This is a genomic window from Mesorhizobium sp. M0998 (assembly GCF_040318885.1).
In the GTDB taxonomy this organism is placed as follows: Bacteria; Pseudomonadota; Alphaproteobacteria; order Rhizobiales; family Rhizobiaceae; genus Mesorhizobium.
This window is the reverse complement of record NZ_JAMYND010000002.1, coordinates 90,576-114,665: the sequence shown is the minus strand read 5'-3', so window position 1 is coordinate 114,665 and position 24,090 is coordinate 90,576. Positions and strand designations below refer to the sequence as shown.

General features: G+C 63.9%; 26 protein-coding genes. 14 read left to right on the top strand and 12 right to left on the bottom strand.

Annotated features, from left to right (window positions below; all coding sequences use genetic code 11):
• Positions 1-11: 11 nt before the first annotated feature.
• From NKH59_RS02350 to NKH59_RS02340, 3 genes are all read right to left on the bottom strand, one after another.
• Positions 12-1,442 (bottom strand): putative sulfate exporter family transporter, encoded by a 1,431-nt coding sequence (locus NKH59_RS02350; protein ID WP_352502967.1) that lies wholly within the window; start codon positions 1,440-1,442, stop codon positions 12-14.
• A complete protein-coding gene (locus NKH59_RS02345; RefSeq protein ID WP_353020768.1) occupies positions 1,439-3,526 on the bottom strand; it encodes a di-heme oxidoredictase family protein in 2,088 nt (695 codons plus the stop codon). Before NKH59_RS02345 ends, NKH59_RS02350 begins: the two co-directional genes overlap by 4 nt.
• A 339-nt stretch (positions 3,527-3,865) precedes the next feature.
• Entirely contained in the window at positions 3,866-4,579 is a 714-nt protein-coding gene (locus NKH59_RS02340; protein WP_023676076.1) for a GntR family transcriptional regulator, read from the bottom strand.
• Between the two features lie 258 nt (positions 4,580-4,837).
• Here NKH59_RS02340 and NKH59_RS02335 point away from each other — a divergent pair, with 258 nt between their 5' ends.
• From NKH59_RS02335 to NKH59_RS02310, 6 genes are all read left to right on the top strand, one after another.
• Complete coding sequence (locus NKH59_RS02335; protein WP_352472207.1) at positions 4,838-5,926, top strand: ABC transporter ATP-binding protein; 1,089 nt, start codon at positions 4,838-4,840, stop codon at positions 5,924-5,926.
• Positions 5,927-5,962: 36 nt separating this feature from the next.
• Positions 5,963-7,252 carry an ABC transporter substrate-binding protein gene (locus tag NKH59_RS02330; protein WP_352472208.1) on the top strand — a complete coding sequence of 430 codons (1,290 nt, stop codon included), beginning with the start codon at positions 5,963-5,965 and terminating at the stop codon, positions 7,250-7,252.
• Between the two features lie 195 nt (positions 7,253-7,447).
• Complete coding sequence (locus NKH59_RS02325; protein WP_352472210.1) at positions 7,448-8,359, top strand: ABC transporter permease; 912 nt, start codon at positions 7,448-7,450, stop codon at positions 8,357-8,359.
• Between the two features lie 4 nt (positions 8,360-8,363).
• Positions 8,364-9,182: an ABC transporter permease gene (locus tag NKH59_RS02320; RefSeq protein WP_352451583.1), complete on the top strand. Its 819-nt coding sequence runs from the start codon at positions 8,364-8,366 to the stop codon at positions 9,180-9,182.
• Between the two features lie 2 nt (positions 9,183-9,184).
• Positions 9,185-9,925, top strand: coding sequence for an aspartate/glutamate racemase family protein (locus NKH59_RS02315; protein WP_352472211.1), 741 nt, complete (start codon positions 9,185-9,187; stop codon positions 9,923-9,925).
• Positions 9,926-9,930: 5 nt separating this feature from the next.
• Positions 9,931-10,767, top strand: coding sequence for a GNAT family N-acetyltransferase (locus NKH59_RS02310; protein ID WP_352502969.1), 837 nt, complete (start codon positions 9,931-9,933; stop codon positions 10,765-10,767).
• Positions 10,768-10,818: 51 nt separating this feature from the next.
• On the opposite strand, the gene NKH59_RS02305 is transcribed toward NKH59_RS02310, so the two are convergent.
• The 6 genes from NKH59_RS02305 to NKH59_RS02280 all read right to left on the bottom strand — a co-directional run bounded on the left by NKH59_RS02305 (position 10,819) and on the right by NKH59_RS02280 (position 15,753).
• Complete coding sequence (locus NKH59_RS02305) at positions 10,819-10,965, bottom strand: hypothetical protein (protein WP_352502970.1); 147 nt, start codon at positions 10,963-10,965, stop codon at positions 10,819-10,821.
• Positions 10,966-11,041: 76 nt separating this feature from the next.
• Positions 11,042-12,334, bottom strand: a complete 1,293-nt coding sequence (locus NKH59_RS02300) for an NAD(P)/FAD-dependent oxidoreductase (RefSeq protein WP_353020765.1) — start codon at positions 12,332-12,334, stop codon at positions 11,042-11,044.
• Positions 12,331-13,308: a branched-chain amino acid ABC transporter permease gene (locus tag NKH59_RS02295; RefSeq protein ID WP_352503013.1), complete on the bottom strand. Its 978-nt coding sequence runs from the start codon at positions 13,306-13,308 to the stop codon at positions 12,331-12,333. The genes NKH59_RS02300 and NKH59_RS02295 overlap by 4 nt, the downstream gene beginning before the upstream one ends.
• Complete coding sequence (locus NKH59_RS02290) at positions 13,305-14,213, bottom strand: branched-chain amino acid ABC transporter permease (protein ID WP_352502972.1); 909 nt, start codon at positions 14,211-14,213, stop codon at positions 13,305-13,307. Before NKH59_RS02290 ends, NKH59_RS02295 begins: the two co-directional genes overlap by 4 nt.
• Positions 14,210-14,959, bottom strand: coding sequence for an ABC transporter ATP-binding protein (locus NKH59_RS02285; protein WP_352502973.1), 750 nt, complete (start codon positions 14,957-14,959; stop codon positions 14,210-14,212). Before NKH59_RS02285 ends, NKH59_RS02290 begins: the two co-directional genes overlap by 4 nt.
• Positions 14,956-15,753, bottom strand: a complete 798-nt coding sequence (locus NKH59_RS02280; RefSeq protein ID WP_352502974.1) for an ABC transporter ATP-binding protein — start codon at positions 15,751-15,753, stop codon at positions 14,956-14,958. The genes NKH59_RS02285 and NKH59_RS02280 overlap by 4 nt, the downstream gene beginning before the upstream one ends.
• Positions 15,754-15,878: 125 nt before the next feature.
• Here NKH59_RS02280 and NKH59_RS02275 point away from each other — a divergent pair, with 125 nt between their 5' ends.
• The 6 genes from NKH59_RS02275 to NKH59_RS02250 are packed head-to-tail and all read left to right on the top strand — an operon-like array spanning position 15,879 to position 20,258.
• A complete protein-coding gene (locus NKH59_RS02275; RefSeq protein ID WP_352502975.1) occupies positions 15,879-16,616 on the top strand; it encodes a GntR family transcriptional regulator in 738 nt (245 codons plus the stop codon).
• Positions 16,613-17,101, top strand: a complete 489-nt coding sequence (locus NKH59_RS02270) for a DUF3830 family protein (RefSeq protein WP_353020763.1) — start codon at positions 16,613-16,615, stop codon at positions 17,099-17,101. The genes NKH59_RS02275 and NKH59_RS02270 overlap by 4 nt, the downstream gene beginning before the upstream one ends.
• Positions 17,102-17,461: a TIGR04076 family protein gene (locus NKH59_RS02265; protein ID WP_352472221.1), complete on the top strand. Its 360-nt coding sequence runs from the start codon at positions 17,102-17,104 to the stop codon at positions 17,459-17,461.
• Positions 17,458-18,513 carry an aldo/keto reductase gene (locus NKH59_RS02260; protein WP_352502977.1) on the top strand — a complete coding sequence of 352 codons (1,056 nt, stop codon included), beginning with the start codon at positions 17,458-17,460 and terminating at the stop codon, positions 18,511-18,513. Before NKH59_RS02265 ends, NKH59_RS02260 begins: the two co-directional genes overlap by 4 nt.
• An 8-nt stretch (positions 18,514-18,521) precedes the next feature.
• Positions 18,522-18,950, top strand: coding sequence for a DUF4440 domain-containing protein (locus NKH59_RS02255; RefSeq protein WP_352472224.1), 429 nt, complete (start codon positions 18,522-18,524; stop codon positions 18,948-18,950).
• A gap of 48 nt (positions 18,951-18,998) precedes the next feature.
• Positions 18,999-20,258 (top strand): ABC transporter substrate-binding protein, encoded by a 1,260-nt coding sequence (locus NKH59_RS02250; protein WP_352472226.1) that lies wholly within the window; start codon positions 18,999-19,001, stop codon positions 20,256-20,258.
• Here the strand turns inward: NKH59_RS02250 and NKH59_RS02245 are convergent.
• Positions 20,252-20,515: a sigma-70 region 4 domain-containing protein gene (locus NKH59_RS02245; protein ID WP_352503014.1), complete on the bottom strand. Its 264-nt coding sequence runs from the start codon at positions 20,513-20,515 to the stop codon at positions 20,252-20,254. The two genes, NKH59_RS02250 and NKH59_RS02245, sit on opposite strands and share 7 nt — an antisense overlap.
• 202 nt (positions 20,516-20,717) lie before the next feature.
• Complete coding sequence (locus NKH59_RS02240) at positions 20,718-21,257, bottom strand: Lrp/AsnC family transcriptional regulator (protein ID WP_352452390.1); 540 nt, start codon at positions 21,255-21,257, stop codon at positions 20,718-20,720.
• Between the two features lie 48 nt (positions 21,258-21,305).
• Between NKH59_RS02240 and NKH59_RS02235 the strand changes: the two genes are divergently transcribed.
• Positions 21,306-22,481 carry an MFS transporter gene (locus NKH59_RS02235; RefSeq protein ID WP_353020761.1) on the top strand — a complete coding sequence of 392 codons (1,176 nt, stop codon included), beginning with the start codon at positions 21,306-21,308 and terminating at the stop codon, positions 22,479-22,481.
• 49 nt (positions 22,482-22,530) lie between these two features.
• Positions 22,531-22,962 (top strand): GNAT family N-acetyltransferase, encoded by a 432-nt coding sequence (locus tag NKH59_RS02230; protein WP_353020758.1) that lies wholly within the window; start codon positions 22,531-22,533, stop codon positions 22,960-22,962.
• Here NKH59_RS02230 and NKH59_RS02225 read toward each other — a convergent pair.
• Positions 22,959-24,089, bottom strand: a complete 1,131-nt coding sequence (locus tag NKH59_RS02225) for an anhydro-N-acetylmuramic acid kinase (RefSeq protein WP_352542249.1) — start codon at positions 24,087-24,089, stop codon at positions 22,959-22,961. The two genes, NKH59_RS02230 and NKH59_RS02225, sit on opposite strands and share 4 nt — an antisense overlap.
• Position 24,090 lies beyond the last annotated feature (1 nt).

Below are 24,090 nucleotides of genomic sequence, written 5' to 3'. Positions count from 1 at the left end.
ACGCGGCCGGTTCATAGTCTGCTCACGAAATCGAGGACCGCCTGGCGGTCGGCCTCGTCCAGGCCGAAGAAGCGGTCGCGGACGATCTGCGCCGTGCCGCCATGCGCGAACACTGCATCGCGCAGTGTGGTCGCGCGGCCGTCATGCAGGAAGCGCTGGCGCAGGCGGATGCCGACCAGCGGCGTTGTCCGCCATTCGGCGCCGATGGCGTTGCCCTGGATGATCTTGTCGTCGAGCGCCGATCCCATGTCGTGCAGTAAAAGGTCCGAGTAGAGCCTGACTTCGCCTTTTGTGCCCGCCAGCGCCGGCACATGGCATTTGGCGCAGCCGACCGAAGCGAAGAGCCTTCCGCCATCGCTGGCCAGCATTGCGCTTTCGCTCGAGACCGACGGCGAGGCCAGGAAGCCGGCCGAGAACGGGATCAGTGCGCCAGAGGCCAGGGTTGCCGACAAAAGCACTCCGCTGGAGCCGAGGCCGATCAGGCGCCACGCACCGCCGGCTTCGCCGAGACGGCCGATGCGTGTGGTGATCCCGAGCGCGACCATCACCATCAGGAACAGGAACTGGTCGACGTCGAGAATGCCGCGGCGCAATTGCGGATCGAGCGTGATTTGCGAATTGAGCATCACCACGCCGATGAAGGCGACGATGAACCACGGGAACGGGATCGGCGTTGCTCCGGGCGCGCTCTTGCGGCCGCGAAAGAACGTGCCGATGGCCAGCAGAAGCGGGATGAGCATCAGCACCTTGCTGAGCTTGACGAGGGTAGCGGTGTTCAGCGCCCCGTCCGAGACTGCGAAGGAGGCGCCGTAGACCTGCGCCAGTTCGAAGATGCTCGCGCCGACGAACACGCCGTAGAGCCGGTCGTCGAGATGCGGCAGCCAGCCGCCCAGGAACATCACGGGATAGACGAGCAGCGCCGCGGTGCCGCTGAGCGTGATCAGGGCGATCGCAACCCCCGCGCTCTGGTCGCGTGCGCGCATCAGCGCAGCCACTGAGAGAATGGCGGCTGCGCCGCAGACGGCGCTTCCGACCGCGACCAGCAACGCGATCTCGGCCTCCAGCCTGAACAGCCTACGTGCGATGGCGTAGAGCAAAGCCGCGACCAGGATCAGTTCGATGGCCGCCACCGCGAGCGGCATCAGCCCGAGATCGAGGAACAGTCGCGTCGTGATGCGGAAGCCGACAAGGACGACCGCCAGGCGCAACAGGTAGCGCTTGGTGAAGTCGAGCCCCGGGCGCAGGACTTCGGGGCAGGCAAAGCTGTTGCCGATCAGCAGCCCGAAGAGCATGGCGACGAGGACCGGATTGCGCGACAGCGGCTCGCCCAATCCGCCGGCAATCCAGCCGCCCGCAAGGGCGAGCGCGGCCGCCACGGCTATACCGGGCAAGATCGAGTGCGCTTGTTCCGGCGCATGCGAAAACGTCAGGGCGATGCTCATCGCCTGGCCTCCTCGGCCGGGGTGAGCGTTCGCAGATAGGCAGCCACCGCCTCGATCTCTCCGGACCCTTGTTCGACGGGTTGCGTGTCCGTCCCGCTGTGGCCGGAGACGACGCTGGTGATGCCGAGCTCCCTGGTGAAAGCGTCGGCGACCATCTCTTCGAGGACCGCAATGTCGGCCTTCCAGCCATAGCGGCCGACGCGCGTCGCGCCGTTGGCATCGAGGACATAGTGCGGGCGGCCCTTGATCCCGTCGCCTTTGCTGACTGCCTGCGCCTCGATGACGCTGTCGGGTATGTCGTCTATGCCAGCGACGCCGTAGAGGCTGGGCGGCATGCGCAGCGAGATGACATTGGCCTGCTGCGGCAGTGCAGCCGGTTCAGCCGCGATGCCGGCACCATCGCGCAGCATGTAGCGCCGGGCGACCGGGCTGTTGGGATGATCGATCGGGACCGTGCGCCCGGATCCCGGATCCATATGGGCTATCCTGCGCGCGAAACGGTTCTCATCCGCGCTCGCACCGCCGGGGCCGGGATGACAGGACAGGCAGGACGTCGCATTGAACAATGGTCCAAGACCGGTCCGCGGCGTGAAATCGGTGTGAAACAGCTCCCTTCCGCGAGCGGCGAGATCGGGGTTGGCGGCAGCATTTTGCGTCTGCTGGGCCGTCGCCGACACGCCGTGCTCGTCAAAAGCAGGAACCTCGAGCAGCGCTCCGTCGCGGCCGGGAAATCCGGGAAGCTCGCCGCCTATCGTTATCCAGATCCGCTGCGCGTCCGCCGACATTGCGATGGCTCGCAGGCGATCGCCGCCGAGAGGCCCAAGGCCAGGGATGTCGATCGTCGCTCGGGCGAGAAGCCGGCCGTCCTGGCTTATGCGCAGCAGCGAGCCGTCGCCGCTATTGGCGACGAACAGGTCCGACCCCCCGGCAAGCGTCGTATGGCTCGAAAAGTGCGGATTGGCGATCTCGGGGACAGCGGCGGCAATGTCGACTGGACGATCGAATTCCGGCAGCGAGACCATGCCAGCCCCGGCGACCGTGAAATGCCGCCGGTCGTCTTGCAGTTTCAGCAGCACCAGCCGGTCGCGGCCGGGGTCGGCGATGTAGAGAACACGGTCCGGGTTCCACTTGAAGGCAATGCCGATGACGCCGGGATCGTCGCCGCTGTTGCGGCCCATGCTCACCGTGCCAGGGCCGGCTAGGCCGTCGACACCGTCCTGGACATGGATCTGGACCACGCTGCCGTCCGCAGTGACCGCGCCGAACACGGCAAATCCGCTGCCGTCCGGTGACGGGCCGAGAAACGCCGTTCCGAGCGCACCGGTCTGCAGCCCGCCGGGCGTCAGTTGGCCGCTTGCCCGGTAGTTCAGCCGCTTCGCCAGCCATCCGTTGGCCAGCCAGCCGCTCGCCAGCCATCCAGTGGGTTGAGCGATCTGCGCTTGTTCGCGATCGGTAGACCGGCCGGCGAACACGCCGCCGGCCTCGCGGCTTGGCGCATTGTCGAGCGGGGCTCCGTCGGGGTCGACGACGGTGACGCTGCCTTCGCCGGCCAATCCGTTCGGCGCGTTGGCGATCCAGGGCCTTCCAAAGGCGTTGTTGATCGAGATGTAGCGCGGTCCGGAAGCCGCCGCCAGCCGCGCCGTTCGAGCCTGGCCATTGTAGCGCCGGTTGAGGAATGGCTCGCTCTGCGCCGTGTAGAGCTGGACTGGGCTCGCTCCGCCATAGTCGGCTAGATCTTGGTCGGTGAGATCCTGCGGAACCAGGATCGTGCCCGATTTGTCGCCGCGCGGATCGATTGACAGGATCGCGCCAGGTTTGAATACGAGATCGCCTGGAGGCGCGCCGAAATTGCTGCCTACCGCGACCAGAACCCTAAGCGGATCGAGCACACGTCCTTCGCGCGTGGTCAGCAGGAATTCCGGATTTCCCGGTATCGGTCCGCCATTATGAAAACGCCCCACCTCGCGCACGCCGGCCACGCCCGGCAGCCCGACGGCGACGATACGGGCGCCCAGGCGCCAGGCGGAGATGTGATCGCTGGTGAAGCCCACCGTCGGCAGCAAGATGAAAGACACCGCTGTCATTCCGGAGATAATCCGGCCAAACGAAAGGTCCAGCGAGGCGCAGCTTCGCCGCGACCGACGAGCTCTGACGAAATCCATAAGCACCGCGGCAAGGCCCTTGCGCATTGCGACATCCCCGGCTCGATACCTCGATGCGTCTACATGCGGCCCCGAGCATGTGACGCTTATCTCGACGCAATCATTGAGCGGGTGCACTTACGTATCGTGTACGGCACCTCAACCGCCGGCCGTATCTTGCGCTTTGGGGGAAGGCGTGCGGCCGCGCGCGCTTCGCAAGGCAAGCGCTTGTCGGGCAAAGGTGATTATGGGCATGGCGAGGTTGCCGCGAACGGCAAATTTTCAGAACTCGAGCGCCTGCCTGAGTGCCGGGCCGCTCCTGACGCGCAAATCGAGGTCGGCCTCGATATGGTCGATGTGGTGCAGCATCAGCGCGCTGGCGCGTTCGGCATTGCCATTTTCCAGCGCCTCGAGGATCTGCGTGTGTTCGTTGTGGCCGCAGCTCGAGATGCCCGAGCGGCCATAGAGTGCGATCACCAGCGATGAACGAGCGACCAATTCCTCCATGAAGCGCTGCAGGATGACGTTTCCCGCGACCGACGCCAGAAGCAGGTGAAAATCCCCCGACGCCTTGATCTCCGATCGCCTTGCGTTCGGTCCGCGTTCGGCGATGAAACGGCCTTCTTCGTCGAGCTGGGCCTTGAACGCGGCGACATGCGCCGGCGTCATCCGTCCGGCGGCGGCGATCGCGATGCCTGGTTCGATGAGCCGGCGCGAAGCAAAAACCTGCCGCGCTTCCTCCGGCGACGGATTGGCGACGAAGGCGCCGCGATTGCGCTCGGTGCGCACCAATCCCTCGAAGGAAAGCATCTGCAGTGCGGCACGCGCCACGGTGCGGCTGACATCGAACAGCGTGCCGACTTCGCCTTCGGAAAGCTTTGTTCCCGGCGCCAGCCGGCGATCGACGATCGCGTCGCGCAACTGGTCGCGGATCGCCTGCGCGCGATCCTCGTTGGCGGCCTCGATAGCAGGGAAGGTCTGGTCGGCAATGTTCATGGCAGTGGTCCTGCCTTCTTCTACCCTGAATCGCATCGCTTGGACGAGAGACAAAGTGAATACAGAGATGAAAAAGATTGCATACGATCTTTGCGGAGATCGGCGGCAATCGCCTATAATTTGTGCATTGCACAAGGCCGACGTATCGGCAGCTACATAGAGGCGGCCCTGATTTCTTCGAGGATTCAGTCAGTTGGTGCGGCGGTGCGCAACTGGCACGCATGATGCTTTGGCTAATCCGACCAAAGGGGAAGCTGGATGTCCAAAGCCGCCGAAATCGACATTGTGTCCGTTTCGAAAGTCTATGGCGCGACGACTGCCGTCGAAGGCATCAGCCTGAAAATCCCTGCCGGAACCTATTGCTGCCTGCTCGGTCCGTCCGGCTGTGGCAAGACCTCGACGCTGCGCATGATCGCCGGGCACGAGAGCATATCGAGTGGCGACGTGCGTCTCGGCAACACAGTGGTCACCGACCTGCCGCCGGCCAGGCGCGGCACTGCCATGATGTTCCAGTCCTACGCACTGTTTCCGCATCTCGACCTGATCGACAACGTCGCCTTCAGCCTGAAGATGAAAGGCGTCGGCAAGGAGGAGCGCCGCGCCAAGGCGCTCGACATGCTGAAGCTGATGCAGATGGAGGCCTATGCCAGCCGCCGCCCGGCGCAGCTTTCCGGCGGGCAGCAGCAGCGCGTTGCCCTTGCGCGCGCCTTGATCACCGATCCCGAGGCGCTGTTGCTCGACGAACCGCTTTCGGCGCTCGATCCTTTCCTGAAGATCCGCATGCGAGCCGAACTGAAGAAGCTGCAGACGTCGCTCGGCATCACTTTCGTCCACGTCACCCACAGCCAGGAAGAGGCGATGGCGCTGGCCGACCTGATCGTGGTGATGAACGACGGCCGTATCGAGCAGGCGGCGCACCCTCGCACGGTGTTCGAGCGGCCGGCCACGGCCTTCGTCGCTCGTTTCATGGGCGACCACAATGTCATCTCCGGGCGCGTCGCCGGCAGTCGCGACGGCATGGTCGTTTTCGATGTGCCCGGCGGCGTCACGCTCGCCGCCAGCGGGCAGGGCAGGGAGACCGGGGAACCCATCGACATCGCCATTCGCACCGACCACGTGCGCATCGGCGAGCCGCCGGCAGCCGGGCTCGGCTTCACCGGCATTATTGCAAACGTCGAGTACCGCGGTTCGACCGTGAAGCTCTCAGTCAATGGCGCCGGCATCGAGGATTTCACGGTGATCGTCGACGACACCAGCTTCTTCGCCAGGCCGGTTGCCGTCGGCGACGCAGTGCCGATCGCCTGGGACGCCGAGGACGCGATCGTCCTTGGCCGTCTCGATTCCTGAAATCCAGCATAACCAACCAAAACAGGGGAACTGAACATGACCAACACCACCGACAAGAAGACTGGAATATCGCGACGTTCGCTGCTCAAGACAGGTGCCGCCGCCGTCGGTTTCGCCGCCGGTTCCGGCGCCATATCAGGCTTTCCGACCATCTGGGCGCAATCGAACATCACGCTGCGCCAGTTCGGCACCGGCGTATCCAACCTCAATGCCATCGCCGACAAGTGCAAGGCCGACCTCGGCATCACGCTGGAGATGACAGCAACCGATTCCGACGCCGCCGCGCAGCGCGCTGTGACGCAGCCCGACAGCTACGACATCGCCGACATCGAATACTGGATCTGCAAGAAGGTGTTCCCGACAGGCGTCCTGCAGCCGATGGATGTCAGCAAGCTGAAATATTACGACGAGCTGGTGCCGCTGTTCAAAACCGGCAAGCTGACGCCGGACAGCGTCATTGCCCAGGGCACCGCGCCGCATACCGTCGGTTACGTCGAGGCGCAGGACAGCAAGGTCTTCGCCAAGGCGCCGACCAACTGGTTCACCATGGTGCCGACGATCTACAATGCCGATACGCTCGGCATCCGCCCCGACCTCGTCGGCCGCGATATCACCACCTGGGCCGACATCATGGATCCGGCCTTCAAGGGCAAGACCGCCATCCTCAACATCCCGTCGATCGGCATCATGGATGCGGCGATGATCATGGAGGCAACGGGCAACATCAAATACGCCGACAAGGGCAACATGACCAAGGAGGAGATCGACAAGACGATCGACTTCCTGATCAAGGCCAAGCAAGCCGGCCAGTTCCGCGCCTTCTGGAAATCCTTCGACGAGAGCGTCAACCTGATGGCTTCAGGCGAAGTCGTAATCCAGTCAATGTGGTCGCCGGCCGTGGCCGCGGTCCGCTCCAAGGGCATCGCGTGCCGGTTCCAGCCGCTCAAGGAAGGCTACCGGTCCTGGGGTGGCGGGCTTGGCCTGGCAGCCCATCTCTCCGGCGCCGAACTCGATGCCGCCTATGAATACATCAACTGGTACACGTCCGGCTGGGTTGGCGGCTATCTCAACCGTCAGGGCTATTACTCGGCCAACATGGTGTCGGCCAAGAAGTTCATGTCCGAGGACGAGTGGGGCTACTGGATCGAAGGCAAGCCGGCAAAGGGCGATATCCTGTCGCCGGACGGCAAGGTCATGGAAAAGGCTGGCGCCGTGCGTGACGGCGGCTCGTTCGAAGAGCGCATGGGCAAGGTCGCCTGCTGGAACTCGGTCATGGACGAGGACCGCTACATGGTGAAGCGCTGGAACGAGTTCATCGCTGCTTGATGCCCTCTGCCTTCTCCCCTTGGGAGAAGGCAGATTGGCGCGCAGCGCCAAGACGGTTGAGGGGTGCTGGACGGAGCACTGTTGGTGCCAAGCTGGAACACCCCTCATCCGATCGAGCTTCGCTCGGCCACCTTCTCCCACAGGGGGAGAAGGGCACACCCCTCAGTCGCATCGCCGACTTCGACCGAGATATAGATGGCAGTAGCGCTCGAACAATCCACGCACGTTACGTCTGCAAGGCCTGCCAGACGTAGGCGCTCCTTTGCCGGAGTCGCACCCTATCTCCAGGCGGCACCGCTGGCGCTGATCCTCGGCGCGTTCCTCCTGCTGCCAATTCTGATGATCGCCGTGGTCTCATTCTGGGATTACGATTTCGCGGCGATGTATCCGGATTTCCTGACCACCAATTATTCCGACACGCTCGGCTCCTGGGTCACCTGGAAAACCTACCTGAATACGCTGAAATACGCCGCCATCGTCTGGGCGCTGACGCTGTTCATCGGTTTCTGGGTCGCCTATTTCCTTGCCTTCCATATCAGGACCACGGCCATGCAGATGGTGCTGTTCCTTGTCTGCACGGTGCCGTTCCTGACCTCTAACATCATCCGCATGATCTCGTGGATTCCGGTGCTTGGCCGCAATGGCCTGGTCAACTCGACGCTGGTGCAAATGGGGCTGATCCCGAAGCCGATCGAATGGCTGCTCTATTCCGAATTCGCCGTGGTGCTGGCCATGGTGCATCTCTATACGCTGTTCATGGTGACGCCGATCTTCAACACGCTGATGCGCATCGACAAGTCGTTGATAGAAGCCGCGCGCGACGCCGGTGCTTCCGGCTGGCAGGTTCTGTGGAACGTCGTCATTCCGCTCGCCAAGCCCGGCATGGCGATCGGCACCATTTTCGTCGTCACCCTGGTGATGGCCGACTTCTCGACGGTGCAGGTGATGTCCGGCGGGCAGAGCGCCTCCGTCGCGCTGATGATGAAGAACCAGATGTCGCTGCTGCAATATCCGGCAGCTGCCGCCAACGCCGTCGTGCTCTTGGTGCTGGTGCTGCTGATGGTCGCGGGCATCCTGCGCATCGTCGACATCCGCAAGGAGCTGTGAGGCGATGAGCCAGGACAAGCGCACCCTCGAATTCTATGTGTTGGCGGCGTTCTTCGGTCTTTTCGTGTTGTTCCTCTACGGCCCGCTTTCGGCGATCCTGATCCTCTCTTTCCAGGGCGAGAACGGCGGTCTGACATTTCCGCTGAACGGCGTGTCGCTGCACTGGTTCGCCAATTTGTTCGAGCGCCAGGCGGTCGGCGACTTCGGCGGCAGCTTCAAACGCTCGCTCGTCCTTGGCCTGATGGTGATGGTCGTCACTGTCGCCGTGTCGCTGCTCGCCGGCCTGGCCTTCCGGCAGAAATTTCGCGGCGCAACCGCACTGTTCTATCTGGCCGTCGCCAGCCTGGTCGTGCCGTCGATCATCATCAGTCTCGGCATCGGCGTCGTCTTCCAGCAGATCGGCTTCCGCCCCGCCTGGTACACCTCCGCTTTCGGCGCCCATCTGACCTGGACCTTGCCTTTCGGCGTGCTGATTATGTTTGCTGTCTTCAACCGGTTCTCGCCAGCCTATGAGGAAGCCGCGCGCGATCTCGGAGCATCGTCGTGGCAGACCTTTGCCCATGTCGTGCTGCCGATGATCGCGCCCAGCCTGATCGGCGTCGGCCTGTTCGGCTTCACTCTGTCATATGACGAGTTCGCCCGCACGCTGATGACCTCGGGCACGTTCAACACCTTGCCGCTCGAAATCTACGGCATGACGACGAATGTCACGACGCCGGTGCTCTATGCGCTGGGCACCGTGACGACCGTGTTTTCCTTCCTGGTGATCCTGCTGACGCTCGGCGCAATCGTCTATGTCGGCCGCCGCCGCGAGCGTGCCTGACAGTGCAGATCCTCGTCGTCAATCCAAACACCACCGCCAGCATGACCGACACTATCGCGGCGGCAGCCCGATCGGTCGCTGCTCAATCGACGAAGATCGTTGCCGTCACCTCGTCGATGGGACCTGTATCGATCGAAGGCTATTACGATGAAGCACTTGCCGTGCCCGGCCTGCTGGTCGAGATCGCCGCCGGCGAACGCTCCGGCGCGCAAGCCGCGATCATTGCCTGTTTCGACGACACCGGCCTCGATGCCGCGCGCGCCATGGCCAACATTCCGGTCATCGGCATTTGCGAGGCATCGCTCAGCACGGCCTCGTTCATCGCCCAGCGCTTCACCGTCGTCACCACCACCGGACGTTCGCGCGTGCCGGTCGAAGGCCTGGTGCAACGCTATGGCATGGCGGGGCGGGCACGCGTGCGCGCCGCCGACATCCCGGTTCTTGCCCTCGAAGATCCGGCGTCCGACGCACTGCTCAGGCTGCGCAGCGAGATTGCGCGCGCCATCGACGAGGATCGCGCCGAGGCGATCGTGCTCGGCTGTGCCGGCATGGCCGATCTGGCGGCGGCGCTGCAGCGGGAATTCGGGCTTCCGGTCATCGACGGCGTGGGCGCTGCCGTGAAACAGGCCGAGGCATTGATCGCCCTTGGCCTGACGACATCCAAGCGCGGCGCCTATGCAAGCCCGTTGGCAAAGTCTTATCATGGCGCGTTGAAATCCTTCGCGCCTGGCGCCGCCGAGTGATCGCAATGCCCCGAACGATCCGAACGCTCGCACGTGAAGAAGTGCAAACCCTTGTCGATTGGGCGGCGGCGGAAGGCTGGAATCCCGGCCTTAACGATGCCGCGCTGTTTCAGGCAGCCGACCCGCAGGGCTTCATCGGCGCCTTTATCGATGGCGAGATGGCGGCCGGCATTTCGGCCGTCGCCTATGGCGATGGTTTCGGCTTCATCGGCCTCTACATCTGCCGGCCGGACAGGCGTGCCCAAGGTCATGGCAAGGCGGTCTGGGATGCCGGCATAGCGCGGCTCGGCAAGCGCACGATCGGCCTCGACGGCGTTGTCGAACAGCAGGCCAACTACCGCAGCATGGGTTTTGCACCGGCCTACCGGACGATCCGGTTCATGGGGTCACCGAATGTCCCGGCAGCCGTCGGCAACGACGTTCGCGCCATAGGGCCGGAACTCGTGCCGGACATACTGGACTATGACCGCCGCTTCTTTCCCGGTCCGAGGCGATCCTTCCTGGAACACTGGCTGCGCCCGCCGCACATGGCGCTTGCGATCCTCAAGCACGGCGCCATTGCGGGATATGGCGTCGCGCGCCAATGCCGGGACGGCTGCAAGATCGGCCCGCTCTTTGCCGACAGCCTGGACGCGGCAAGCCATCTCTTCGCCGGGCTCGCGCACATGTCCGGTCCCGGAAACGTCCATCTCGACGTTCCCGAAACCAGCCGGCAATTTGCAGACTTGCTGTCGTCCGCAGGCCTTCAACCGGGCTTCGAGACGGCTCGGATGTACAAGGGAAAGGCGCCGCAGCTCGTGCAGTCCGGAGTTTTTGCGATAACGACGTTGGAGTTGGGGTGAGGCGGTACAAGCCGGCTTCCAGTGCAAAGTCGGGCAACAGGACTACGCGGTCTATTTTTCCTGAACTGAAATGCCGGAATCGTCGATGCGAAGTTCCACGCCTTTCGGCCTAGTCTCCTCGCCATAAACGTAAATCCCCAACGCAATAACGGCGACGGCCAAAGCGCCGATGATGAGATAAAGATAGTTCTGCTTCATCCGCTGTCGTTAACAACATGGTGTGGGCGAGTCTAGCAGTTCGGGTATCAGGACGGCGGCCAGAGACGCACGTCGATCAGCCATCCAGCCGGTCGCGCAGCATGCTCCAGGGGAGCACCATGTTTGGTGCATGCCGCATCAGGCTATGGAACGGGATCGGCGACGGCGGCGCAAACGGCAGCGGCAAATCCTGAGGCTTTGTTCCATCAGCCCAATCCGCAAGCACCTTGCCCATCGCAGTGGTCATGGCGATGCCGCGTCCGTTGCACGCGAAGCCGGCGATCAGCCCGGGGCCGAGATCGACGAGGTGCGGCAGGAAGTCGGGCTCGACGGCAGCCATCCCCGACCAGCTGTATTCAAGCGGCGGGATGTCCGGGAGATCGAGATATCTGGCAAGCCGCCGCCAGATCGCCCGCGGCACCCGCGTGTCGGCACCGGGGCCAAAAACATGCATGCCGCCGGTGATCAGCCTGTTTCCGCCGTCGAAGCGGAAGGTGAAGAGATTGCGTCTTGTGTCGCCGACGCCTTGCCCGCCAGGAAGCAGGCGAGTGCGTATTTCGCGCGGCAGCGGCGCTGTCGCGATCTGGAAGATTTTCAGCGGGAAATAGGTTCGCCGCAGCGCCCGATCCAGCGGCCCGCCATAGGCGTTGGTGGCGACCAGCACCTTTCCTGCGCGTACCGAACCGGAGGCCGTCTTCAAAGCCCAACCATCGCCTATGTGATCGATCGACGCGACACGCGTATTCTCGAAGATGCGCGCTCCGGCCTTTTCCGCCGCGTCGGCCAATCCGCGCGCATATTCGACCGGATTGAGGACGCCACCCGATCTGTCGATCCAGCCGCCGAGATAACCGCGAACGCCGGTCAGCTCTTCGACCGCCTGTCCGTCCAGCGCAACAGCCGGCCTTCCGCGCCTTGCCCATTGTTCGGCGCGCGATCTGGTCTTTTGCAAAGCGGCCGGTGAATGGGCTGGTTGTATCCAGCCGCTCTGGACAGAATCGCATTCGATGGCATGCCGCCTGATCAGGTCGAAGACGAGGTCGGCGCTGCCGGCGGCGAAATCGACAAGGCGTTCACCGCGTTCGGGGCCGAGCTGGGCAATGATATTGTCGGGGTCTCTTTTCGCGAAATTCGGCACGACGAAGCCGGCATTCCTGCCGGTTGCCCCCCAGGCGATGATTTCCGCCTCGAGGACGGCAACCGAGTTGCCTTTCTCGGCACTGTGCAGCGCGGTGGAAAGGCCTAAAAAACCGCCGCCGACAATTGCCAGATCGACATCGAGTGCGCCTTCGAGGGTGGGCCGGTCGCGGCGACTGCGGCTGACGACATGCCAAAGGGAAACGCCGTGCGGCCCGGTCACGCCGTTCATGAGCCGCTCTCGCTCGGGGCCACGCGTCGACGTTTGCCGAACCTTGGACGCCGCGGCCTGTCGCCAAACAGGCCGTTCGGCCTGACCAGAAGGATGACGCACAGCATCACGCCGATGGCGACGATCTGCAGCGAAGCGGCGCGGGCCTGCTGTTCCGGCGAGAACAACATACTGGTCAAGGCTCCCGATCCGGCCCATATCGCCCAGACCAGGATGCTGCCGATGACGGCGCCGATGTTGCTGCCCGAGCCACCGACGATCAGCATCACCCAGACCTGGAAAGTCAGTGCCGGCAAATAATTGTCCGGGGCGATGAAGCCGGTGAAATGCGCCTGCAGCGCACCGGCAAGCGCCATGATGGCGCCACCGACGGCAAAGGCCTGGACGCGGTAGAACCGTGCGCTTTTGCCTAGGGATATCGCGGCCCGCTCATCCTCGCGAAGCGCCTTCAACACGCGCCCCCACGGGCTGCGCGACAGATGCTCCAGCGCGAGATAGACGATCAGCGTCACCACCGAGACGATCGCAAGGTTCGAAAGGTTGAACAGCAACGGCGTTTCGGCAAGGCCGCCGAACGGACGCGGAATAAAGCCGATGCCGAACGGCCCGCCGGTCAGCTTCTGGGCATCGAGCGCTACCAGTTGCACGACGACGGCGACGCCGAAAGTAGTGATCGCCAGATAGTCCGATCTCAAGCGTAGCGTGGCAATGCCGGTGATGGCGGCGGTGACGCCGCCCAATAGCATGGCGCCAAGCCAGCCGATAAGGATCGGCAGGTCGAAGCCGCCCAGGCGCGCGGCATCGTCGGGCGTGGTCAGCAGCGCCGAGGTGTAGGCGCCGATGGCAACGAAGCCGGCGACCCCGACATTGAAAAGCCCGGTCAGCCCCCATTGCAGATTGAGCCCGAGCGTGATGAGCGAAAAGATCAGCGCGGTGGTCAGGAAGAAGGCGCCGTAGCCGAGCAGATCCATCAGCGTTCCCTCACTCCGAAAAGGCCGATGGGCCGCACGAACAGCACCGCCATCAGGATGATGAACGAGACGGCTGCCCGCCATTCGGCGCCGATCAAATGCACGGCAGCCGCTTCGGCCATGCCGATGATCAGGCCGCCGAGAACGGCGCCAGGCACGCTGCCGATGCCGCCGAGGATGGCGGCCGCGAACATCGGCAGCAGCATCTCGAAACCCATGAACGGGCGGATCTGGATGAGAATGCCGATCATGACGCCGGCGACGCAGGCCAGCGCGCCGCCGATGATCCAGGTGACGCGCACCACCCTGGCGACGTCGATGCCGACGATGCGGGCAAGTGCCGCGTTCTGACTCAATGCCTGCATCGAGCGGCCGGTCTGGGTCCGCGTCATCAGGAGATGCACGCCGAGCACCAGCACGGCGGTCAGCAGCAGCAGCGCGATCTGGTCCGGGGTGATGCGGATGCCGAAACCTATCGGCATGGCGATCTGGATCGCCCGGCTGAAATAGGTCGGACGCGAGGTGAAGATGAATTCGAGCAGGCTTCTCAGCGCCATCGAGGCGCCGAAGCTGGCCATCACCACGATGATCGCCTGGCCCTTGGCCCGCAGCCGCGCGAACAGCACCATGTCGAGCACCAGCGCCAGCAGGCCGGTGGCCGCCATGCCGATGATGAGCGCGACGATCAGCGGCCAACCGAAGGAGAGGGGCGCGATCGGCGCGATCTTGCCGAAAATCGCGCCAATGGCGCCAACCACGGCGAGCGTCGCATAGGCGCCCCAGGCCATGAAGTCGCCATGGGCGAAGTTCGAGAAGCGCAGGATCGAATAGGTGAGTGTCACGCCGATGGCGCCGAGGCCGATCATCGAGCCTGCCAGCAGTCCGTCGACGACGAATTGCAGGTTCATGCCGCGCTTCCTTGTCCAAGATCGAGGCGGCGCTGGCCAAGATAGAGTTCAGCCACGACCGGGTCGCTCCAGAGCTCGGAGGCGACGCCTTGGTGCCGCTCCTTGCCCTCAACCAGCACATAGGCGCGGTCTCCAATGGCAAGCGCTGCCTTGGCGTTCTGTTCGACCAGCAGAATGGTGACGCCGGACTTTCGGATGCCGGCCAGCATCTCGAACACCATCGCCACGAATTTCGGCGACAGGCCGGCCGACGGCTCGTCGAGCACCAGCACCTTGGGATGGACGATCAACGCCCGGGCGACGGCCAGCATCTGCCGCTGTCCACCCGACAGATTGCCCGCGGCCGTTCTGCGCTGACGGGCGAGATCGGGAAAGGCCGCATACATTTCCTCGATGCGGGCTGGGACCTCGCGCGGCCTCAGGATGCCGCAGGCGACCCTGAGATTGTCCTCGACCGACATCAGCGGGAAGATGTTCTCTGTCTGTGGCACGAAGGCAAGGCCACGGCGGACCATGATGTGAGCGGGCGACGCCGTGATATCCTTGCCGTCCAGCAGCACCGTGCCGCCGGTGATCGGGACAAGGCCGGCGATGGCCTTGATAAGGCTCGACTTGCCGGCGCCGTTGGGACCGAGAACGACGACGATCTCGCCCTGGTCGACGGTGATCGAAGCGCCGCGCACGATCGGAACGCCAGGCTCGTAGCCGGCTTCGAGATCGCGGACATCGAGTACCTTTTGGCTCATGCCGTGCCTCCGAGGTAGGCCTCGATGACGCGCGGGTCGCGCGCCACCTCCTCCGGGGTGCCTTCGCACAGAAGCTGGCCGCTTGCCATGACCAGGACGCGGTGGCAAAGCCGCGTCACCATTTCGATATTGTGCTCGATCAGCAGGAAGGTGATGCCGCGCGCATTGATGTCGCGGATGCGATCGATAATGATCTCGAGCAGGGTTGCGTTGACCCCGGCCGCCGGCTCGTCGAGCAGGATGATCGCCGGGTCGGCCATCATCACGCGGGCCAACTCGAGCAGCTTGCGCTGGCCGCCTGAAAGCACGCGCGCAGGTTCGTGCGCGAGGTGAGCGATCGTGACGAGCTCGAGCAGTTCGACGGCTCTTGTCTCGGCAGCCCTTTCTTCGGCAGCGACTCGCCGGGGCGTCAGGAAATTGGCGAGCAGTTTTTCTCCAGTCTGTCCTTGCGCGGCCAGCATGACGTTTTCGATCAGCGTCAGGTTAGGCAAGGGCCGGGGGATCTGGAACGTGCGGCCAAGGCCGCGGCCGATGCGGCGATGGGCTGCTTCCCCCGACACCGATACGCCATTGAGGAGGATTTCGCCGCTGGTCGGCAGAATGCTGCCGGCGAGCAGGTCGAACATCGTGGTCTTGCCGGCGCCGTTCGGGCCGATGAGGCCGAGTATTTCACCCGGCCGGACGTCAAACGAGACATTGTTGACCGCGACGAGGCCGCCGAAGCGCTTGACGACGTTCCTGGCCGTCAGAACCGGCGTGCGGATCTCCTCCTGCCGTTCCGTCGTGTCGCCCATGAATCCCTCAGGCCGAAAGCGATCTTCGCCGCCTATGATTTGATTTGTGATCACACTTGCTTTGATCACGCTATTCGGCTTTAATTTCTTCCGCAAGCCGAAAACGGCCAAGACCGGGATTGCCCATGCAGAAGGCCGCCATCGAAAAGAACAATGAGGTGATCGCAGCCCAGCTTACGCCGGTCGGCCGCGAGACCGTGCAGGATCGCGTCTATTCGGAGCTGCGCCGCGCCTTGATCGGCGGCCTTTTCGAGCCGAGCCAGGTGCTAACCATCCGCGGCCTCGCCGACGCGCTGGTCACAAGCACCATGCCGGTGCGCGAGGCGCTCGGACGGCTGATCACCGAGAAGGCGCTGGAGGCGCTTCCCAACCGTTCGGTGCGCGTGCCGCCGATCACGCTGGAGCGCATCGACGACCTCTTGCGCGCCCGCTCCCTGATCGAGGGCGAAGCGATCGCCCTGGCCGCCACGCGCATGAACGCGCGCCAGATTGCTTCGGTCGAGGCCATGCTCGGCGAATGGGACGAGATGCGGGCGCTGAAGCACAAGAAGGATATCGACCGCGAGGCCACGCTCAACCAGAGCTTCCACTTCGAGATCTACCGTTGCTGCGGTTCCGCCGTGCTGATCCCGATGATCGAGAGCCTGTGGTTGCAATCCGGGCCTTGCATCCGCGTTGCCATCTACGCCTTCTCCGACGCCGGCGAGGTCGATACGGCCCACTACCACCGCAGCATCGTCGCAGCGCTTGCGAGGCAGGATGCGCAAGCGGCGCGCGAGGCGCTGGTGGCCGATATCAGCCGGCCCTTCGCCTTTCTGCGCGACAAGCTCCAATCCACAAGCAAGGAAGGATTGAGGGCATGACGGCGCCTGGCATCAGCATCACCGAGCCACGCTCGAAGCTTTCCGTGACCGCGCTTCTGTTGCCTGAAAAGGCGCCCGACAACGCCGCCTTCCTGCTGGCGTATCTCGAGCAGCCGCGCGTCGTTTCCGGCATCCATGCTATGTTGACGGGGCCGGAAATCTCCTGCCCGGTTCCATCAGCCGAACTTGAGGGCCAAACCTATGCCAGGCCCTTGCCGGCGGAGAACGCAACGCTGACGCCGCAGCCGGGCGACATCGTGTTGTCCTACGTGCCGCCGCGCATGTGGGGCGGCAACCCGAATGCCATCTTTGACGTCGGCCTGTTCTACGGAGCGGGTGCACGCCTGCTGTTCCCGATCGGCTGGCTTGCCGGAAGCGTCGTCGCGCAGGTGGTGCCTGAGGATCGCGACAAATTCGCAGCTGCTTGTGGCGTGATCCGCCGCAACGGTGCCTGCGACATCACCTTCACCCGGGTGGAGATCTGAATGGCTGAGACCGACGACAGTTTTGAGCTCTTCGACCTTCGCGTCGAGGCGGTTATCCCCGAGGGCAAGCCGATCTATTGCGGCGCCAAGCCCGGCGACTATTTCGAGTTGAAGGGCGAGATGCTGTCGATGCCAGCGGGGCAAGGTTTCTCGATCTATTCCATTGCGGCAGTGTTGCCGCTTCTGGCCGCAAAGCAGCGCCCGACCCACAGGAACGACTGGATGACGTCGGACGCCGAGATCGCTTGTCCGGATCCCAATTGTGCCAGCCGGCTGAGGATCGTCAGGACCGGCAAGCGGCGGTTCAGCCATGCCGAAACGACGGCGGTGCCGCTGCCGAAGGAGAATGACCGGAGATGACCGCCAAGGCTTTCGAGCTCAGCCCCGGCTATACGATCTCGCGCGTTATTCGCGGCGGCTGGCAGCTTGCCGGCGGGCACGGCGCGATCGACCGCCAACAGGCGGTAACCGACCTGATCGCCACCTTCGACGCCGGCATCAGGACCTATGATTGCGCCGATATCTATACCGGTGTCGAGGAGCTGATCGGCGCGGCACGCCTGCGCCTTGCCAATGAGCGTGGCCTTGATGCTGCCGCCAAGATGAAGGTGCACACCAAGCTAGTGCCTGACCTCGAACGGCTTTCCACGATCAGCCGCGACTACATCAGCAGCATCGTCGAGCAGTCGCTGCGGCGGCTGAAGACCGAGCGGCTCGATCTCGTGCAGTTCCACTGGTGGGACTATGCGCTGCCCGGCTATGTCGAAGCGATGGGCTGGCTCAACGAAATCCGCGGGGAAGGCAAGGTGCGCAACATCGGCACCACGAACTTCGACACGCCGCGGTTGGCCGAGATCCTGGCCGCCGGTGTGCCGCTGGTCAGCCAGCAATTGCAATACTCGGTGCTCGACCAGCGGCCAGCCAACAGCCTTGCAGCGCTCGCCAGCCGGCACGGCGTCAGTTTCCTCTGCTACGGTTCGGTGGCGGGCGGCTTCCTCAGCGAAAAATGGCTTGGCGCTGCCGAGCCGCAGACGCCGCTCGAAAACCGATCGCTGGTCAAATACAAGCTGATCATTGACGACTTTGGTGGCTGGGAGCTTTTCCAGGAGTTGCTTCGCACACTGAAGGCCGTCGCCGACCGCCACGGCGTCGATATCGCCACCATCGCCAGCGCCTGGGTGCTGGAGCAGCCGCAAGTGGCGGCCGTCATCGTCGGCGCTCGCAACCAGGCGCACGCCCTTGCCAATGCCAGAATCATGGACGTCGCGCTCGATGCCGACGACTGGGCGAGGATCGCTGCCGTGATCGCGCAAAGCCGTGGGCCGCTGGGCGACGTCTACACTTTGGAACGCGACCGTCACGGCCGCCACGGCTCGATCATGCATTACAATTTGAATGCAGGCAGGAAATGAACGCGGCCATGGACGAAAAGCCCTCCTTGCTTTCCCGCGCCAGCGCCGAGGTGGTCGATCTCCACCGCTTCTTCGTCGACTGGTTCAATGCGGCGAGTGCGGACAATTCAGATTTCAGGCGCTTCGAACGCGTCATGGGCGAAGGCTTCCGCATGGTTGTGCCGGATGGCCAGGTCCTCGATCGTGACGCGGTGCTCGACCATGTCAGGGCAAGCCGCGCCACTTGTGACGGCAATTTCACCATCTCGATCGAGGAAATCCGGGCCGGCTGGCAACAAGGCGACACGATCGTCGTCAGCTACATCGAAGCGCAGCAGCGCGCCGGCAAACATAGCCGCCGCCGCTCAAGTGCCGTTTTCACCACCAGTTCATCGGCGCCCAACGGCGTCGAATGGCGACATCTGCATGAAACCTGGCTGCAGATGCCGGAAGGCTGAACAGGCTCAAGACATCAATGAGAGTCGTGTAACGAAAGGGGAACAACAATGAAAAAGACCATACTTCAGATCACCACCGCGCTCGCACTGCTGACAGCGGCCGGCGCAGCGCAAGCCGCCGATTGCAAGATCACCGTCGGCCTCGTCATGGAACTGACAGGCCCGGCCGGCGAGTACGGCCAGGCCGGCGCCAAATCGGTCGAGATGGCCTTCCGCGACATCAACGATGCGGGTGGCGTCCGCGGCTGCGATCTCGCAACCGACACGCGCGACAGCCAGAGCCAGGGCAACATTGCGGTCGACGCCGCGACGCAGCTCGTGCAGGTCAAGAAGGTGCCAGTGATCATCGGCGGCATCATCTCCTCGGTGTCGATCCCGATCCTGACCTCGGTCACCGCTCCGGCCAAGATAGTCCAGGTGTCGCCTGCTTCCTCGTCGCCGACGCTGACGGCGCTCGGGCGCGACGGCAAGACCAACGGCATCTTCTTCCGCACCATCACATCTGATGCGCTGCAGGGCGTCGCCGCCGCCAAATATGCCATCGACAAAGGCTTCAAGAAGCTGGCGGTCATCCACGTCAACAACGACTTCGGCGTCAACATGGTGGCGGAATTTTCGCGCGCCTATAAGGCACTCGGCGGCACCATCGTCTCCGACACGCCCTACAATGAAAAGCAGTCGAGCTATGCCTCGGAAGTGACGGCGGCGATGGCCGGCGAGCCCGACGGGCTTTATCTCGTCAGCACGCCTGTCGACGGCGCAACCATCGCCCGCACTTGGATTTCGCAGGGCGGTGTCCAGAAATTCCTGCTCAATGACGGCATGAACAGCCCGGACTTCATCGAATCCGTTGGCGCGGATTATCTGAAGGATGCGTACGGCACTTCCTCCGGCACCAGCCCGACCGCATCGACCGAGTATTTCACCAAGAACTATAAGGAATTTTCGGGCATCGAACCGTCGAACCCGGCGGCCGACCGGTCGTATGATGCCGGCGCCATCGTCGGCCTGGCCATCGCCATTGCGGGCTCCGAGGATCCGGCCAAGATCAAGGAGGCGATGTACAAGGCGGTCGACCCGGCCGGCACGCCGATCTATGCCGGCAAGGATGAGTTCGCCAAGGCGCTCGGCCTGATCAAGGATGGCAAGCCGATCCGCTACGAAGGCGTCATCGGCCCGGTCGCCTTCGACAAATACGGCGACATCACCGGCCCGTTCCGCCTCTGGAAGATCGTCGACGGCAAGGTGACGACCGACGGCGAAATGACGACGGATGACGTCAACGCCCTGCAGGCGAAGCTTCAGTAAGCCGCCCATGTCTTGTCCGGCATCGATCCCATTCCATTGAGGTTGATGCCGGACACTTGCATGTCCTGTTGCTGGTCAGGCCGGCCTGGAAACGACCACCGCACCAGCCCAGAGCGGCCTCGGTTCAACGCAGCTTTGACACCACCCACGGTCGAGCCGACGAGATCGGCAATCTCTTCCAGCGAATAGTCGAAGACATCCTTGAGCAGGACGCAGGCGCGCTCCTTGGGCGGCAGATGGATCACCAGCCGCTCGATGGCGCGATCCGCGCCCTGGCCCGCCGTCCAGCGAAATGAAGCTGCCCACGATCAATTTTCTCATCGCGTGTCTCCGGTTGCGCAACAGGCATCCAGTCGGATCCAAGAACCGGCGCAAACGAACCGGCCCGACGGATGACCACAGGATGCTTGCCTGAGACGTTTCCGGTTCGACTTTGGATACGCGTGAGGACCGTTTGAGCTAATAAAGCGGCTTGGCCATGTGCCGGGGGGTCGGCCATTCCGTCGTTATCCCCGGCTGCACCGGCCGCTCGAGATAGGTCGACAGGACCACATAGCTTCGGGTCGAGGTGACGCCGGGTGTTTCGTAGAGGCGCGACAGCAGGCCCTCGAGCGCCCGCGTGTCCTCGGTGCGGACCTTGATCAGCATGCATGTGTCGCCGGCCACCGAATGGATCTCCTCGACTTCGGGGTGTTCGGAGATTGCCATCAGCTCCGGCGTCTTTCCCCACCCCTTTGTGTCGATATGGACGAAGGCAAGCAGCGGCTTGTGCACCGCCTTGGGATCGATGATGACCGCGGTGTTGCGGATGGCGCCGCTGCGCCGGAGGCGCTTGACGCGTTCATGGGCTGCCGGCGGTGAAAGGCCGACGCGGTCGCCGAGCTCGGCATAGCTGATCGTGGCGTCGTCGACCAGAACGCCTAATATTTTTCGGTCGGTTGCATCGATATCGCGGGCGGCGGGCCTGTTCTGCGGAATGCCATCTGTTTCTTCATCCATATTAAAATTCCCGATTGATGCAGAATTTAATACGGCCATTATTGCCATATGTCGAACACTGATCAAGTCGCAACATTTACAGCAAGGCCGCCTATCCCGGCCCTCACTTACCTCCTCACCGGATGCATTGCCGTGATCGGCTCGAACTCGCTGGTGCTCGGTCCGATCGCACCGGCGGTGGCCGCGTCCTTCGGCACAAGCGTGCCGGCGGTTATGATCGCGTCCGCCGCGTTCGGGCTCGGTACGTCGGCGAGCGCCTTGTTCCTGGCGCGCTATATCGATCGGCTTGGCGCCCGTCGCATGCTGCAAGGGGCGTTGCTGCTGCTGGCGATAGCGCTCGTCGCCAGCGCCGCTGCGCCGACCGTGACGACGCTGGTCGCGGCCCAGCTTCTCGCCGGCATCGCTGCAGGTGTCGCCATGCCGGCAATCTATGCCAGCTCCGCCGCGATTGCGCCGCCCGGTCGTGAAAGCGGCACCATAGGCGTCGTGCTGACCGGCTGGACGCTGAGCATGGTCGCCGGCGTTTCGCTGTCGGCCGTACTTGCCGATCTGGTGCATTGGCGCGCCGTTTTCGCGGCGGTCGCGGTGCTCGCAGCACTCGCATTGGCAAGCCTGGCGCTGACGTCGCTGAGCGATGTCAGGAAGAGCGGTCCGGCACCGACGCCGCTGGGTGCGTTGGCCGTTCCGGGCATAGTGCCGCTGCTGGTCGCCTGCGCCGCCTTCATGACCGCGTTCTACGGCATCTACGGCTATCTTGGCGATCACCTTCACAACGGCTTGGGACGGCCGGTCAGCGCGAACGGGCTGGCCGCGCTCGCCTATGGTGTCGGCTTTGGCGCGGCGGCGCTCCTTGACGGCGTTATCGATCGCCTGGGTGCGCGGCGTGTCATGCCGTTTGCCTACCTGCTCGTCGCGGTCGTCTATGTCGCGATTGCCGCGGCAAGCAGTAGTTTTCATCTGACCATAGCGGTGATAGCCGTCTGGGGCCTTGCCAATCATTTCGGGCTGAACGTGCTGGTGATGCGCCTGTCGGCGCTCGACCCTGCGCGCCGCGGCACGATCATGGGTTTGAACAGCGCGGTGACCTATCTTGCGGTGTTCGTCGGCACCACGGCGTTCGGACCGCTCTATTCCACGTTCGGTTTTGCGGCATCGGCGGTGGTTGCAGCCTTGCTCATGCTAATCGCTGCTGCGGCAGCGGCGTGGCGTTCGCCGAAGCTATAGCACAGCAAGGCTTGCGTCTCGGTCCCGTCCTTCGATAGATGCTTGGTGGATGGACAATACAACGCTTGAGACAACCGCCGACCCCTTGCCGCACGAGCTGGCTTTTCTCGGAGAGCGGCTTGCGGCGTTCAACGACAGTGATGTCGGCGCCTCCTGCAGGAAGGCATTGGCCGTGTTCGTGCGCGATGAGCACGGCGCTATTGTCGCCGGCATCTCGGGATACACCGCCTGGGGCTGGCTCTATGTGCAATGGCTCTGGGTCAATGAAAAACTGCGCGGTCACCGCATGGCCGGCAGGATGCTCGAGGCGGCCGAGAGGGAGGCGATCGCGCGCGACTGTCGCGGCGCCTGGATCGACACGTTCAATCCCAAGGCCGCCAAGGCCTATGAGCGCCAGGGCTATCAGCCCTTCGGCGTGCTTGCCGATTTTACCGTCGGCCGCAGCCGCATCTTCCTGCAGAAGAGGCTGAAGCCTGACTAGCCGGCAAGGCGTCCGCCGCACATCGGCTTTGGCACGCCGGTCGTACTGGGGAAGCTGATCGGCAAGCCCCTGAGCACGCGCACTGCCAGGAACGCAAAACACTCCGCCTCCACCGCATCGCCCTTCCAGCCAAGCGCCTCGGCCGGAACCGCTTCGACGCCAGCGCGGCTGGCAAGCATGGCCATGATCGTTGGGTTGTGTCGACCGCCACCGCTGACCACCAGCCGCTTCGGCCGGCGCGGCAGAAGATCGAGCGCCTTGCCGACGGCGGCCGCGGTGAAGGCCGTCAGCAGGGCTGCGCCGTCCTCGGCGTTCATTCCGTCCGCCATTGAGGCGCCGAAATCGAAACGGTCCAGCGATTTCGGGTAGGGTTTGGTCAAATACGGATGCTGCAGGAGCTTGGCCAGCCGCGCTTCGTCGACCGTGCCGGCGCGGGCAAGGGCGCCGTCGCGGTCCATTTCGCCGAGCCCCTTCGATTTGATGAAATCGTTCAGCGGTGCGTTGGCGGGCCCGGTGTCGAAGGCAACAACATTGTCCGTGCCATCCCACCAGGTGATGTTGGCGACGCCGCCGAGATTGAGCACCGCCGTGTCGCCGGTGGCGTCGGCTTCGCGCAGCAGCGCGGCGTGATAGGCGGCCGACAGCGGCGCGCCCTGGCCGCCGGCGCGCATGTCGGCCGAGCGGAAGTCATAGGCGACCCTGGTGCCAAGGATGGCATGCATCAGCTCGCCGTCGCCAAGCTGGCGGGTCTGGCCCAGTCGGCCCACTTGCGGGGCACGGTGCAGCACGGTCTGGCCGTGGAAGCCGACGACCCCTATATCGGCCATCGTCAGCCCGTGGCTTTCGACCAGATCCTTGACTGCCGCGGACTGGGCGCGCGTCAGCGCTTCCTCTGCCTCGTCGAAGATTGCCGGTTCCGGCCCTGTGAAATTCCAGCTCCTTGCCTGCCGCAGCGTCTCTTCCAGCAAGGTCCGGATCGACTGCGGGTAGGGGGCAAGCGTGTAGATGCCGAAGTCGTCAATCCGTTCGCCGTCGGTCTTGATCAGCGCGACATCGATATTGCCGTCCAGCACGGTGCCGGTCATCAGGCCGACGGCCCACATGGGTTCGCCATTTTTCGGATTCATG

Bases quoted from the DNA above. Each gene is read 5' to 3' on its own strand.
- NKH59_RS02250 (WP_352472226.1), top strand. From the start codon at position 18,999: ATGAAAAAGACCATACTTCAGATCACCACCGCGCTCGCACTGCTGACA.
- NKH59_RS02290 (WP_352502972.1), bottom strand. From the start codon at position 14,213: ATGAACCTGCAATTCGTCGTCGACGGACTGCTGGCAGGCTCGATGATC.
- NKH59_RS02330 (WP_352472208.1), top strand. From the start codon at position 5,963: ATGACCAACACCACCGACAAGAAGACTGGAATATCGCGACGTTCGCTG.
- NKH59_RS02335 (WP_352472207.1), top strand. From the start codon at position 4,838: ATGTCCAAAGCCGCCGAAATCGACATTGTGTCCGTTTCGAAAGTCTAT.
- NKH59_RS02320 (WP_352451583.1), top strand. From the start codon at position 8,364: ATGAGCCAGGACAAGCGCACCCTCGAATTCTATGTGTTGGCGGCGTTC.
- NKH59_RS02270 (WP_353020763.1), top strand. From the start codon at position 16,613: ATGACGGCGCCTGGCATCAGCATCACCGAGCCACGCTCGAAGCTTTCC.
- NKH59_RS02255 (WP_352472224.1), top strand. From the start codon at position 18,522: ATGGACGAAAAGCCCTCCTTGCTTTCCCGCGCCAGCGCCGAGGTGGTC.
- NKH59_RS02230 (WP_353020758.1), top strand. From the start codon at position 22,531: ATGGACAATACAACGCTTGAGACAACCGCCGACCCCTTGCCGCACGAG.
- NKH59_RS02300 (WP_353020765.1), bottom strand. From the start codon at position 12,334: ATGAACGGCGTGACCGGGCCGCACGGCGTTTCCCTTTGGCATGTCGTC.
- NKH59_RS02285 (WP_352502973.1), bottom strand. From the start codon at position 14,959: ATGAGCCAAAAGGTACTCGATGTCCGCGATCTCGAAGCCGGCTACGAG.
- NKH59_RS02310 (WP_352502969.1), top strand. From the start codon at position 9,931: ATGCCCCGAACGATCCGAACGCTCGCACGTGAAGAAGTGCAAACCCTT.
- NKH59_RS02275 (WP_352502975.1), top strand. From the start codon at position 15,879: ATGCAGAAGGCCGCCATCGAAAAGAACAATGAGGTGATCGCAGCCCAG.
- NKH59_RS02235 (WP_353020761.1), top strand. From the start codon at position 21,306: ATGTCGAACACTGATCAAGTCGCAACATTTACAGCAAGGCCGCCTATC.
- NKH59_RS02280 (WP_352502974.1), bottom strand. From the start codon at position 15,753: ATGGGCGACACGACGGAACGGCAGGAGGAGATCCGCACGCCGGTTCTG.
- NKH59_RS02345 (WP_353020768.1), bottom strand. From the start codon at position 3,526: ATGACAGCGGTGTCTTTCATCTTGCTGCCGACGGTGGGCTTCACCAGC.
- NKH59_RS02305 (WP_352502970.1), bottom strand. From the start codon at position 10,965: ATGAAGCAGAACTATCTTTATCTCATCATCGGCGCTTTGGCCGTCGCC.
- NKH59_RS02260 (WP_352502977.1), top strand. From the start codon at position 17,458: ATGACCGCCAAGGCTTTCGAGCTCAGCCCCGGCTATACGATCTCGCGC.
- NKH59_RS02325 (WP_352472210.1), top strand. From the start codon at position 7,448: ATGGCAGTAGCGCTCGAACAATCCACGCACGTTACGTCTGCAAGGCCT.
- NKH59_RS02225 (WP_352542249.1), bottom strand. From the start codon at position 24,089: ATGAATCCGAAAAATGGCGAACCCATGTGGGCCGTCGGCCTGATGACC.
- NKH59_RS02350 (WP_352502967.1), bottom strand. From the start codon at position 1,442: ATGAGCATCGCCCTGACGTTTTCGCATGCGCCGGAACAAGCGCACTCG.
- NKH59_RS02265 (WP_352472221.1), top strand. From the start codon at position 17,102: ATGGCTGAGACCGACGACAGTTTTGAGCTCTTCGACCTTCGCGTCGAG.
- NKH59_RS02240 (WP_352452390.1), bottom strand. From the start codon at position 21,257: ATGGATGAAGAAACAGATGGCATTCCGCAGAACAGGCCCGCCGCCCGC.
- NKH59_RS02340 (WP_023676076.1), bottom strand. From the start codon at position 4,579: ATGAACATTGCCGACCAGACCTTCCCTGCTATCGAGGCCGCCAACGAG.